The sequence below is a fragment of the Acidobacteriota bacterium genome (genome assembly GCA_016712445.1).
Taxonomy (GTDB): Bacteria; Pseudomonadota; Alphaproteobacteria; order Caulobacterales; family Hyphomonadaceae; genus Hyphomonas.
Genome location: JADJRB010000002.1, coordinates 682,126 through 693,681 on the forward strand (window position 1 = coordinate 682,126; position 11,556 = coordinate 693,681).

Genomic DNA, 11,556 nt, shown 5'->3' on the forward strand with positions numbered 1-11,556 from the left:
GCGACGCACCGCCTCACTGTATGTAACGAGAGGTAACTCAACATTATGCCGACAGGATCGCAGGTGCAGCCCGCGTCCTTCAATCCAGTCAGACTATAACAAATGGAGACAATGCTATGGCGCTGAAGCATGCAGCATCCGGCGATCGTGTCGACCTTCGCCCGTTCGGCTCCCTTTTGAGCACGGAAAAAACCAGCGCCATCGTCCGCACCCCAAACTTCGAAGCGATACGGCTCGTCCTCCTGGCCGGAACGGAAATCCCATCCCATAAGGTCGCTGGTCAGATCATGTTCCAGTGCATTGAAGGGCACGTCCAGTTGCGGATCACTGGCACCACGATTGAGCTGCTGCCCGGACACTGGGTCTATCTTGACCATGACGAGCTCCATTCGTTGCTGGGAGTTCAGGACTCTTCCCTGCTCATGACCATCCTGTTTGATGGCGATTGAACAGCGCCGGAACAGGAAACTGTCTTAGTCATCGGCAGTATCGGATCGAATTACCCATATAGGAAAGTCTGCTCCACCAACCCCTCTATAGATATCGCAACAGACGGATATGCTCGCGAATTGAAGAGGTGACAGCCGCGATTTCCTCAGGACCCAGATCCTCGCGCTCCAGAGTTCTCAAGGATAGCGCCCGCGCGGCGCGGAAAGCCAGCGCCTGGCCGACGAGGGTCAAACCCCGAATGCGTGCGGTCTGGGACCCCGGAACATCGCCGCTCGCAATCGCGGTCAGATGGATGACATTGCGGAAGAAGCGGCCGACATCGCTGGCGTAGAGTATTTCGAATGCTTCCGTCGGCGCAGCCTGCTCGCGAAGCATGAACCTTGCCCACTTCTCGCTCTCACGGCTTGCCAGCATCGTCACAAACGGAATGAAGGCCTCTTCGAGAAGCGTGATTGCCTTCTTTCGGCTGAGCGCGCCGCTGTAAATTTCGGCGTCGAGAACCTTCAGCGCTGGCGCGAGTCTTTGCGTTACCTGTTCGGCAATTGAGGACGCGGCCGCGAGATAGAGTTTCTCCTTGGTCGTAAAGTGATACGGTATCGCGGCAAGGGACGCGCCCGCTTTATCGGCAATGGCGCGGGTCGTCGTTCCGTCGAATCCGGCGAGACCGAACAGTTCGATCGCGGCTCCAACGAGCCGCTCGCGCGTTTCGACACTTCGAGGATCATCACGCTTTGGCATCTATGAGGTCTTCTTTCTGAGCAGCCAGCCGGACGCCGGAAGGGTCGCCATCGCGATCACGATGAGCGGCGCCGTACTGCGGGCCACTTCGGACAGCGGCAGATCTTTCAGGAACACGCCTTGCGTGATGACGAGGAAGTGCCGGAGCGGATTTATCTGCGTCGCCAGCTGGATCCAGCCCGGCATATTCTCAACCGGAGACATGAAGCCCGACAGAAGGACCGCAGGCGAGGCAAATACGAAGGCGCCGAGGATGGCCTGTTGCTGGGTATCAGATATCACCGAGATGAAGAGGCCGATCCCGATCACTGCCAGCAGATAAAAAAACATCGAACCGTAAAGCGCGAGCACGGACCCTGCGAAGGGAATCTTGAAGCCGAACACGGCAACAATGACGAAGAATGTGCCATGCAGGTAGCCGAAGATGAGACCCGGCGCCGACTTGCCGATCACAATTTCCAAGGGCCTCAGCGGTGAGACGAGCAGCTGGTCGAATGTGCCAAGTTCGCGCTCGCGGGCAACCGACAGGGCAGTCACGATGATCGTGGTCAGGAGGGTGATGGTCGCGACCAGTCCCGGCAGGGTAAACCAAGCATATTCGAGATTTGGGTTGAACCAATGCCGGACACGGAGGGCGTCCGGCGGCGCGCCGCCCGCATAAGCCGCCGCCGAGACACGCGCGATGATCGCAGACAGGTACGAGTTTACGATCTGCGATGCGTTCGACTTGCGGCCATCGAGGATGATCTGGACATCTGCCGGCTGACTCACCTCGATCCGCCGCGAGAAGTCCTGACCGATATGCACCACCGCAATAACGCGCTGGCTATCGATGGCCTCCCGGATCTGGCTGACGGATTGCAAATGAATGATCTCGTCGAATGCGGAGGCGCCCTCGATGCCTGCCACGATTTCCCGGCCGCTGCTTCCGTGATCGAGATTGAGCACGGCAATATCGACATTGCGCACTTCCATCGTCATGGCGAATGCGAAGATGACGAGTTGCAGCAAGGGCGGCACGAGGATCACGGCGCGTCCCTTCGGATCGCGCCAGATGGCCAGCATCTCCTTGATGATGAGAGCTCTGAGGCGCCGCCACATGTCAGGCGATCCGCTTCGGCGTGGCCAGCCAGGTCAGCACGAGGAAAAAGGCGCCGACGGCCAGCATCTTCAGAATTGCAGGCCACAGTACCGACCAGACATCCCCTGCAAGGAACAACGTTTGTAAACTGGTGACAAAGTAGCGCGCGGGGATCACCGTCGTGACCGTGCGGATCGGCAGCGGCATCGCGCTGATTTCGAAGATGAAGCCTGACAGTAATGTCGCTGGCAAGAAACCTGTGAAGAGCGCCAGCTGAGCTGCAACGAACTGGTTCTTGGTTGCCGCTGAGATCAGCAGTCCCTGACCAAGGGCCGGCACCAGAAAGGCTGCGGCAACGGCGGCAAGCGCAAACACCGAGCCCCGGAACGGCACATTAAAAACGAACACAGCCGCCAGGGCGCACAGCACCAGAGAGCTCATGCCCAGCAAAAAATACGGCACGATCTTCGACAGTAACAATTCCACCCGGCTGACCGGGGTGGCGAGCACCGCCTCCATGGTACCGCGCTCACATTCACGGGCGATGACCAGCGCCGTCAGCAAGGTGCCGATGATGGTCATCACAACCGCGGTGGACCCCGGCACGAGATTGTAGCGGCTGGTCAGTTCGGCGTTGAACCAGAAGCGGGGTTGCGGGGTGATCGCCGCCGGAGCTGGCAGGGCCGCGTCTGCGATCCGGCGTGCCTGCCAGACGCCGTAGACCCCCTGGGCATAGTTTGCGACGAACTGCGCGGTGTTGGGCTGCGAACCGTCGGTCAGGACTTCGATGGGCGCCGGATCGCGCCTGCGCAGGCGTTCGGTAAAGTCAGCGGGAATAATGACGAGCCCGCGCAGCTCGCCGGATACGAGGCCCGGCTCAAGTGCCGCCTGGTCAAAGGCCGTGACTGTTTCGAAATAGCCGGAGCCTTCAAACGCCTGGACAAGGCTGCGCGCGTCGGCGCGTGCGTCCTGCGCGACAATGCCAATCCGGATTGAATTGGCATCGAGCGAAATCCCGAATCCGAAGAGCAGGAGAAGGATAAGCGGCAGGACGAACGCGATCAGAATGGAAGACGGATCACGGATAATCTGGAAGGTCTCCTTACGCGCCAGCGACAGGGTGCGGCGCAAGGGAGCAGGAAGCCGTGACGGAGTCATAAGGCTGCCTCTTCCTTTTCCGACCGCGCGACCAGCTCAATGAACGCGTCTTCCATGGTTACGCTCGATCCGTCCGGATTGGCGCAGCTTGCCTTCAGGGCTTCAGGTGTGCCTTCCGCAATCGTCCTGCCGCGATAGATCAGGTTGATCCGGTCGCAATACTCGGCCTCTTCCATGAAGTGCGTGGTGACGAGCACGGCAACATTCTTCGCCGTCAAGGCATTGATGTGCGACCAGAATTCTCGCCGTGTAATGGGATCAACACCCGAGGTTGGCTCATCCAGAAACAGCACTTCCGGCTCGTGCAAGAGCGCAGCTGCGAGCGCCAGGCGCTGCTTGAATCCGAGCGGCAGGCGGGAAGCCGCCGTGTTGCGATGGGCGGCCAGATCAAAGGCCAGCAACATCGCCTCGATACGTTCGCGTGCGCGAGGTCGGCTGAGACCGTAGACGCCTGCGAAGAAGGAGAGATTCTGGGCCACCGAAATATCCCCGTACAGGGAGAACTTCTGCGCCATGTAACCAAGCCGCCCGCGTGCATCGGCGGCGGCCGTGCGCAAGTCGAACCCCGCCACACGCCCCTCGCCCTCGCTCGGCTCAGTCAGGCCGCACAGCATCTTGAAGGTTGTCGACTTGCCTGCCCCATTGGGGCCGAGCAGCCCGAGGATTTCGCCGCGCTTCTGCGTGAACGTGATATTAGACGCTGCCGTGAAGGTGCCGTAGCGTTTTGTAAGGCCGCATGCTTCGATAACCGCCTCGCCATTGTCCGAATGGGCAATCATGGCCTCGGCCAGCGGCGACCGTCCGTCCGGTCCGCCGCCCAGCCGGTCGACAAACGCGTCCTCGAAGCGCGGCGCGGCCGGAACCACCGCTGCATTCACCAGCGTCCTGACATGGTCAAGATCAGCCCCTTCGCGCGTCAGCACGCGGATAGCATCCCCGTGCAGGATGGCGTCGGCCACGGATGCATCGCGAAGCAGGGGCGCGATGGCGGCGCGGCGCGTCTCCTGCGGAACGCGTGCCAGGAAGACGCGGCCAGCCATTGTCACCGTCAGGTCACCGGGAGGCCCCGCATAGAGAAGCTTGCCGCCGCTGAGCAGAAGAACATCGTCGCACTTTTCCGCTTCGTCGAGGTAGGCAGTTGCCCAGACCACGGCCATGCTGTCGTCGACGAGTTCGCCCACCATCGACCACAGTTCGCGCCGCGAAATCGGGTCAACCCCCACCGATGGCTCGTCAAGGAGCAGCAAACGAGGCCGGGTGAGCAAGGCGCAGGCAAGGCCGAGTTTCTGCTTCATGCCGCCAGACAGGGCGCCGGCCAGACGCTCGGTGAACCGCGCAAGATCCGTGAACTTCAGCAGGTGGCCGAAAGTGTCCTCCCGCTCTTCGCCCGAAAGCCCCTTGAGGTCGGCGAACAGTTCAAGATTTTCCATCACGCTCAGATCTTCGTAGAGGCCGAAGCGTTGGGGCATGTAGCCAAGCATCTGGTGCAAGGCACGCTGAGATATGTGGGCGCGCGCGCCTTCGATGAGCACGTCGCCCTTGCTCGGCCGGCTCAGGCCTGTCAGCAGTCTTATGAGGGTTGTCTTGCCGGCGCCGTCGGGCCCGACAAGTCCGGTGATCTTGCCGGTCTCTATGGTTCCAGACACATCATCTAGAGCCGCCGGGCCAATTGCTCCGAACCTCTTTGTCACGTTTTTGATCTGGACGAAGGGCTGAGGCTTCAGGGAACTGAGGGACGCATCGTTCATCTGCGCCCTTAATCTGCCACAGGCGGGCGGCTGAGCTTGACCGTGACCGGCATGCCTTGACGAAGGCCGCTGTCTGGTGCGTCGATAGTGATCCGGACCTGATAGACAAGATCAGTACGAAGATCAGGCGTCTGGACCGTCCGGGGCGTGAACTCGGCAATGGGAGAGACAAAGCCGACTTGCCCCTGGTAGGGCTTGCCGGGCGCGCTGTCAGTGAAGACTTCGGCTGTCTTACCTGGCACGACCAGGCCGAGATCTGTCTCATCGACATAAGCGCGAACCCAGACCGGACTGGTCAAGGCCAATGTGGCGACCGGTACACCTGCCGCGACGATCGAGCCGGGTTCGCGCACGCGCGCCAGAAGGACGCCGTCCGAAGGCGCGATGAGATTTGTGTCTCCGAGTCTCAGCTGAGCCTGAGCAACGGCTGCCTCGGCTGCTTCGACGCCCGCCGCGCCGCCTGCAATCTCTTCAGCCCGCGGTCCGAGCTGCACGAGAGCGAGATCCTTTTTACCCGCGACAAGACGCTTTCTCGCCGCGTCCAATGCGGCGAGCGCCGTGTCATAGGCTTGCTGCGATACATAGCCACTGTCGCGCAACTTTGACTGCCGGTCGAAGGTCTGCTGAGCGATCAGGACATTTGCGTCCAGCTCTTCCACCCGGGCTCTTGCCCGGTCTATTTCCTGGGACCGGCTTCCAGCTTCGAGGCGCGCAAGCTCTGCACGGCGCACCGACGCCTCTGCCTCAGCCTGAGCGACCCCGTCACGCAGCGGCGCGGTGTCCAGGACCGCAATCACGTCGCCAGCCAAAACCGTGTCCCCTTCCTCGAAATTCACGGCGTCGAGCCGGCCGGACACCCGAAACGCGAGCTCCACCTGCCGGATATCGACATTGCCGTAGAGCACGAGCGCGCCGTCAGCGCCGGAACCCGCGGGGCTCAAACGCGGCCACACGACGAAACGCCCCAGGATGAGGGCGGCGACCAAAACAGCGGCAATGATGGCAATGCGTTTCATTGAAAATCGTCTGAGGGCTTGCATGAGGCTCCACCTCGGTTCAGGTCACCACAGTATTTTTAGTACATCTGTACTGTTTTATTTTCAAGGACCTTCCTTCACGACTGGCGGCGCGGGCGCCCGCGATCAGTTCATGCTGGGACTTTGGTTGCAACGAGCAGAACGGGTTCGACCATCGCTTCCGCACCGGGCGGGCCGCCCGCATCCACGACGACGCCTGCTATCGCAAGTTCGGTTTGGACGTCTGCCAATGTCGGGAACCAGTACACACCGTCCGGGAAAGCAATCACCTCGCTCTGCAAAGCCGGAAGAACGCCCACCTAACGCCGTCTTGCAAGTCAGCCTTGGAGGATCGTCACAAACGGCGAACGGATTGAACGATTAACCCACAGAGCCCAACTCCTCGCCATTGAGAGAGGTTTTGCGATGACTGACCCATCCAGCCGGCGATATCATTGTGACCATGCCTACGCCGCCAGGCCATCAACCGGCACCTCTCGGCAACCGAAGCGCTCGAATGGGGCCTCGCAAACGAAGTTGTGGCGGCCAACGCGCTCCCGGCGCGCGCCGACACCCTCGCCGGGCAGTTTGCAGCAGGGCCCACTCAGGCATTCGGCGCGGTCAAAACGCTCCTCGCCGGCAGCGCCACCAACAGTCTCGAAACCCAGATGGAACTCGAAGCACGTGCGATTGCAGATACTGACCGGACAGCCGATGCGCGGGAAGGCATCGACGCCTTCCTCAACAAGCGCAGGCCTGTCTTCACGGGAGAATGAAGTAGTCGTTACCCTCAGGCAGCAGATCGTCGTGACGGCCTCGCGCCTTTGAGCCTGCACAGGTTGAGCCGCAAAAGCTGCGCGTTGCAGTTTGACTTTATCCGTTAGCGGACCTTCCGGGTCACCTGCTCGATGAAATGGTCAAATCGTTTCTTTCCAAGCGCGTGGGCAATATCCCGTTCGCCTTCGGGCAAAGGCTCGGTGCGGGTCAGCCAGTAATAGACATAGTGAGCAAGCGTTTCGTAAGTGAACGCCACATCCCGCTCGATATCTGCCTGGCGCAGGTCAAAGGCATCAATGCGGACCAGCAAGCGCTCCTCCAACACGGACCGCGACTCTGGATCAAACCATGCCCGGAGCGCGTCCTCGACAATCGCTGTCTTGGTCATACCGGGGCGGCCTGCGGCCTCACACAGCTGAGCATGCAGCTTCGTCGAGATCCGGATGTTCACGCGCGGCTTACCCATAAAACTCAAAACTCCGGCAGGAAATCAGGATCGCCGCGATCTGCGGCTGCGACGCGCCGCACGACCTTGAGGTTGCGATCGTCTGCGGGATCTGCGGCCTCGTCCCTCTCGACGTCCACGCCGGGTTCCGGCTCCGGTTGCGGTGCCTCGTGATCGATCTCGTGCTCAGGTTCCAACGTCTGTTTGCGTTCAAGCCCGGCGGTATCCTCTCCGCCTCGCGCCGCCTCAGCCTCCGGTATGGGTACATCGACACGCGCATACCACGCATCCTGTCCTGCCTGCCCGCTCCAATCGACCGGTGCCGGCGGCATGACCCGTGCCTTGAAGTTTGCGTCCTCGAAATAGCGCAGCTTCTTGGCGCGCACAGGCGGCACGCCTGACACCATGACGATCTCGTCCGTGGCGGCGAGCTGCATGACTTCGCCCGGCGTCACCAGCGCGCGCTGGGTTTCCTGGCGCGAGACCATCATGTGGGAGAGCCAGGGCGCCAGGCGGTGGCCCGTATAATTCTTCTGTGAGCGGAGTTCTGTTGTCGTGCCCAAAGCGTCGGAAACACGCTTCGCGGTGCGTTCATCGTTCGTCGCAAAGGCGATGCGAACATGGCAGTTGTCGAGGATCGAGTTGTTCGGCCCGTAGGCTTTCTCGATCTGGTTCAGCGACTGGGTGATCAGGTAGGCACGGATCCCGTATCCTGCCATGAACGCGAGCGCGCTCTCGAAGAAGTCGAGCCGTCCGAGGGCCGGGAACTCATCCAGCATGAACAGGAGCTGCCGCTGCCCCTTTGAAGGAAGCTCCTCGGTAAGCCGGCGCCCGATCTGGTTGAGGATCAGGCGCATCAGCGGCTTGGTGCGGGAGAGGTCAGAGGGTGGCACAACGAGATAGAGCGACAAGGGCGCGCGGCCCTCCACCAGATCCTCGATCCGCCAATCCGAGCAGCTGGTCACTTCGGCAATGACGGGATCGCGGTAGAGAGACAGGAAACTCATCGCCGTCGACAGGACGCCGGAGCGCTCATTCTCGGATTTGTTGAAGAGTTCGCGCGCCGCCTGCGCGACAATCGGATGAACGCCTTCAGGCCCCAGATGCGCCGTCGTCATCATGGCGCGCAGGCTGACAGCAAAGGAGCGCGCCGGATCGGACAGGAACCGCGCACATCCGGCGAGTGTCTTGTCTTCCTCCGCATAGAGTACATGCAGGATCACCCCGACCAAAAGGGAATGTCCGGTTTTTTCCCAATGGTTGCGGCGTTCCAGTGAGCCCTCCGGATCAACGAGGATGTCGGCGATGTTCTGCACGTCACGCACTTCGTGCTCGCCGCGCCGCACCGCCATCAGAGGATTGTAACGCGGGGACCGGCGGTCGGTCGGATCAAACCGCACGCAGCGCGAGAAGCTCGCGCGCCAGCCGGAGGTGATCTCCCAGTTCTCACCCTTGATGTCATGGATGACAGCGCTGCTGGTCCAGGAAAGCAGGGTTGGCACCACAAGTCCGACGCCTTTCCCCGACCGGGTCGGCGCAAACGCCATGACGTGTTCCGGCCCCGCATGACGCAGGTAGTCCTGCTGCCAGCGCCCAAGGAACACGCCGTCACCGCCCAGCAGCCCGGCCCGGTTCAGATCTTCCCGCCTTGCCCAGCGCGCCGAGCCGTAGGTCGTGACATTGCGTTCGTGCCGGCTGCGCACGACTGATCCGGTGATCGCCGCGAGGATGCCGAGCCCGGTTCCTGACACGGTGATCAATCCGCCCCGCGCAAACACTTCCGGCGCGTAGGCTTCATAAGCATACCACCACTGGAACAGCCGCCAGGGTTTGTAGACCGGAGCGTCTCCGACAAGGAACCAGGGCGAACCGAGTGCTGGCTGGAACCCCAAGGCCTCGGCAGTCACCTGGGTCGCAAGCCACACCGCCCCGAGGATCAGCATAAACACAACTGCAATCTGGCCGATGAGGATCTTTGTGCCGGTCATGGCGGGTCCTTCCCTGCAAACTCAAAACAGCGCCAAACTGCGCTGCCTTCGCGGCGCGCCGCCATCCGCAAGGCACGCCAATGCGTGCAGCACGCCGCAAGGCTCTGCAGAGCTTCAGCGAGAGAGGCCGCGCCCGCGCTCCGCACCGAGGCTCCAGCTGAGCCCGGTCGCTGTCTGGCGGATGCTCAGCTCCCGGCCGATCTGGCGGCCCAGCGCATCCCTCCAGGGGACGAGCGCAAACTGCTTCGAATTGCCGATGATCGCCATCCGGCCGGACGCAAGATCCAGATGACCCTCAAGCTTTCCGTCGAAAGTGTCACCGGGTTGCAGTGACAGTGCTGTCCGGCTCGACTGCGCCGCGAGCATGGCCGTTCGCCGGCTGAGCTCAAGGCTTCTGAGGCGGGCGCGCTGATCGGCCGTGAGCTGCCCGACACCCGCACTAAGAAGACCCTGCTGGCGGAGCCATGCCTGCCGCTGCTGCCTGAGCTCTGCGAGCCGCTTGGAGCCCCGGGCGCCGCCGGAATCAATTCCATCGAGCCAGGTCTCGGCGTCCCCCCCCCCCCAATATTTCTGCGCCCCCCCCCCCAATCCCGCCCCCCCCCCCCGCCCCCCCCCGGTTCCCCCCCCCCCCCCCCCCCCCCCCCCCCCCCCCCCCCCCCCCCCCCCCCCCCCCCCCCCCCCCCCCCCCCCCCCCCCCCCCCCCCCCCCCCCCCCCCCCCCCACACCCCCCCCCCCCCCCCCCCCCCCCACCCCCCCCCCCCGCCCGCCAATCCCCCACCCCGGCCGAACAATCCATCGAGCCAGGTCTCGGCGTTCAGGCCGACCTGCTGTTCCAGCGGCACCCAGGACAGGACTGCCAGCCGGACGCCGCCAGCGCGGCGCGCTTCATAACCGGCAGCACGTTCGACGAAGCCTTCATCGATCCGCCATTCGCCTGTGCCAAGCCGCTCGCCGATGCCGTCGCGGCGCAAGGCTTCCAGCCGCCGCTTGAGCGACAGGCGGTAATCTGGGTTCGAGCCCGGATCGTGACGGGCATGAATCTCTTCAGACCAGACGCCGCCCGCCGCGTCTGCAACGGCCGCAATGGCCCGGTCTGCAGGCCGCGCGATTGCTGCCGCTTTTGAGAGCTTGACGACCGCGCCGGGGCGCGGCGGCGTGGTCATGTCTGCGGCGCCCGACGGCACATGCCAGACCCTGCCGTCAAAATCCTCGACGAGGAGGTAGCGCGTATCGCGCAGTTCGTACTCCGGACCGTAGGCCTTGACAGTCCCCATGACGCGGGCGGCTTCGGAGCCAAGATCTTCGACGAACCGCAAGCCCTGTTCGCGGCCGCTGTATTCTGCGGCCAGCGTGCGGATGATGTCGCCGCGCTGGCCGGCCCGCTTCAGCTGTTGCTGCCAGCCATCTGTCATCTCCCAGGCCTGAGGTCCAACCGGCCTTGCCAATCCCAGTGTCTCGAGGTGCCGGAGCCGGCCAACCTGCAACGCGCGATCAAACCGCGCGCGGCTCCCGCTGGCTTCGGGCACGTCAATGCGCGCGCCTTCAAGCTTCGCCTCAATCTCGCGGTCGAGCCCGGTCCAGCGATTAAGGCTAACCTCTTTGCTGCGCGCCTCAGCAATCTCAAGCGTGCGTCTGGGTCCGAGACGCTGCGTGACCAGGTCTTCGGCTACCTCGCGCAGGCCGCGCGTCAGGTAGTCGCGCGCAATGACCACATCGCGCATGCGGGCATCGCGGCCACGGATCACGATATGCGTGTGCGGATGACCGGTATTGTGGTGATCAACGGCGACCCAGTCGAGACGGCGCCCGGTATCGCGCTCCATCTGCGCCATGAGCTCGCGCGTTGCCGCCTTGAGGTCGCCCATGCGCGCACCGTCTTCCGGCGAGACGATGATCCGGAACTGGTGCGGGTCGTTTTCGCTGCGCTCCAGGAAGTCGGCCGGATCAACGCCTTCTGAGTCGCGGTCATAGAGCAGGCCGCTAGTCCCGTCCCGGCCCGCACCGTCGCGCTGGAGGTATCCGACATGCGCGCGGTAAAGCCCCGGCCCTGACCGGCCCGGGCGCGCGATATGAACCTTCACGATGACGCGCCGCATATGCACCCGCGAGAGATGCGCCCGGCGCACGCCGCGTGATCCAGTCGACCGGGCCGCGC

The 11,556-nt window shown here is 63.0% G+C and carries 10 protein-coding genes and 1 pseudogene; 2 read left to right on the forward strand and 9 right to left on the reverse strand.

Annotated elements, in window-relative coordinates; translation table 11 throughout:
- Positions 1-116 precede the first annotated feature (116 nt).
- Positions 117-449, forward strand: coding sequence for a cupin (locus IPK75_16185; GenBank protein MBK8199889.1), 333 nt, complete (start codon positions 117-119; stop codon positions 447-449).
- A gap of 85 nt (positions 450-534) precedes the next feature.
- Here IPK75_16185 and IPK75_16190 read toward each other — a convergent pair whose 3' ends face one another.
- The 5 genes from IPK75_16190 to hlyD are packed head-to-tail and all read right to left on the reverse strand — an operon-like array spanning position 535 to position 6,191.
- A complete protein-coding gene (locus tag IPK75_16190) occupies positions 535-1,188 on the reverse strand; it encodes a CerR family C-terminal domain-containing protein (protein ID MBK8199890.1) in 654 nt (217 codons plus the stop codon).
- The gene (locus IPK75_16195) at positions 1,189-2,289 is read right to left on the reverse strand and encodes an ABC transporter permease (GenBank protein ID MBK8199891.1); all 1,101 of its coding nucleotides are present in this window, start codon (positions 2,287-2,289) and stop codon (positions 1,189-1,191) included.
- A 1-nt stretch (position 2,290) separates the two neighbouring features.
- The gene (locus tag IPK75_16200; GenBank protein ID MBK8199892.1) at positions 2,291-3,427 is read right to left on the reverse strand and encodes an ABC transporter permease; all 1,137 of its coding nucleotides are present in this window, start codon (positions 3,425-3,427) and stop codon (positions 2,291-2,293) included.
- Positions 3,424-5,175: an ABC transporter ATP-binding protein gene (locus tag IPK75_16205; GenBank protein ID MBK8199893.1), complete on the reverse strand. Its 1,752-nt coding sequence runs from the start codon at positions 5,173-5,175 to the stop codon at positions 3,424-3,426. The genes IPK75_16200 and IPK75_16205 overlap by 4 nt, the downstream gene beginning before the upstream one ends.
- Positions 5,176-5,183: 8 nt before the next feature.
- Complete coding sequence (hlyD, locus tag IPK75_16210; GenBank protein MBK8199894.1) at positions 5,184-6,191, reverse strand: secretion protein HlyD; 1,008 nt, start codon at positions 6,189-6,191, stop codon at positions 5,184-5,186.
- A gap of 482 nt (positions 6,192-6,673) precedes the next feature.
- On the opposite strand from hlyD, the gene IPK75_16215 reads away from it, so the two are divergent.
- A complete protein-coding gene (locus tag IPK75_16215; protein MBK8199895.1) occupies positions 6,674-6,967 on the forward strand; it encodes a hypothetical protein in 294 nt (97 codons plus the stop codon).
- Positions 6,968-7,071: 104 nt separating this feature from the next.
- Here the strand turns inward: IPK75_16215 and IPK75_16220 are convergent, their stop codons facing one another.
- The 4 genes and pseudogenes from IPK75_16220 to IPK75_16235 form a co-directional block, all read right to left on the reverse strand.
- Positions 7,072-7,434: a hypothetical protein gene (locus IPK75_16220; GenBank protein ID MBK8199896.1), complete on the reverse strand. Its 363-nt coding sequence runs from the start codon at positions 7,432-7,434 to the stop codon at positions 7,072-7,074.
- 5 nt (positions 7,435-7,439) lie between these two features.
- The gene (locus IPK75_16225; GenBank protein MBK8199897.1) at positions 7,440-9,401 is read right to left on the reverse strand and encodes a conjugal transfer protein TraG; all 1,962 of its coding nucleotides are present in this window, start codon (positions 9,399-9,401) and stop codon (positions 7,440-7,442) included.
- 114 nt (positions 9,402-9,515) lie between these two features.
- Entirely contained in the window at positions 9,516-9,989 is a 474-nt protein-coding gene (locus IPK75_16230; protein ID MBK8199898.1) for a DUF3363 domain-containing protein, read from the reverse strand.
- 206 nt (positions 9,990-10,195) lie between these two features.
- A pseudogene (locus tag IPK75_16235) lies at positions 10,196-11,497 on the reverse strand (DUF3363 domain-containing protein).
- Positions 11,498-11,556: the final 59 nt, after the last annotated feature.

What these genes read in the sequence shown, in the direction of transcription:
- IPK75_16220 (MBK8199896.1), bottom strand. Translation starts at nt 7,434, where the DNA reads ATGGGTAAGCCGCGCGTGAACATCCGGATCTCGACGAAGCTGCATGCT.
- IPK75_16225 (MBK8199897.1), bottom strand. Translation starts at nt 9,401, where the DNA reads ATGACCGGCACAAAGATCCTCATCGGCCAGATTGCAGTTGTGTTTATG.
- IPK75_16185 (MBK8199889.1), top strand. Translation starts at nt 117, where the DNA reads ATGGCGCTGAAGCATGCAGCATCCGGCGATCGTGTCGACCTTCGCCCG.
- hlyD (MBK8199894.1), bottom strand. Translation starts at nt 6,191, where the DNA reads ATGAAACGCATTGCCATCATTGCCGCTGTTTTGGTCGCCGCCCTCATC.
- IPK75_16190 (MBK8199890.1), bottom strand. Translation starts at nt 1,188, where the DNA reads ATGCCAAAGCGTGATGATCCTCGAAGTGTCGAAACGCGCGAGCGGCTC.
- IPK75_16195 (MBK8199891.1), bottom strand. Translation starts at nt 2,289, where the DNA reads ATGTGGCGGCGCCTCAGAGCTCTCATCATCAAGGAGATGCTGGCCATC.
- IPK75_16200 (MBK8199892.1), bottom strand. Translation starts at nt 3,427, where the DNA reads ATGACTCCGTCACGGCTTCCTGCTCCCTTGCGCCGCACCCTGTCGCTG.
- IPK75_16205 (MBK8199893.1), bottom strand. Translation starts at nt 5,175, where the DNA reads ATGAACGATGCGTCCCTCAGTTCCCTGAAGCCTCAGCCCTTCGTCCAG.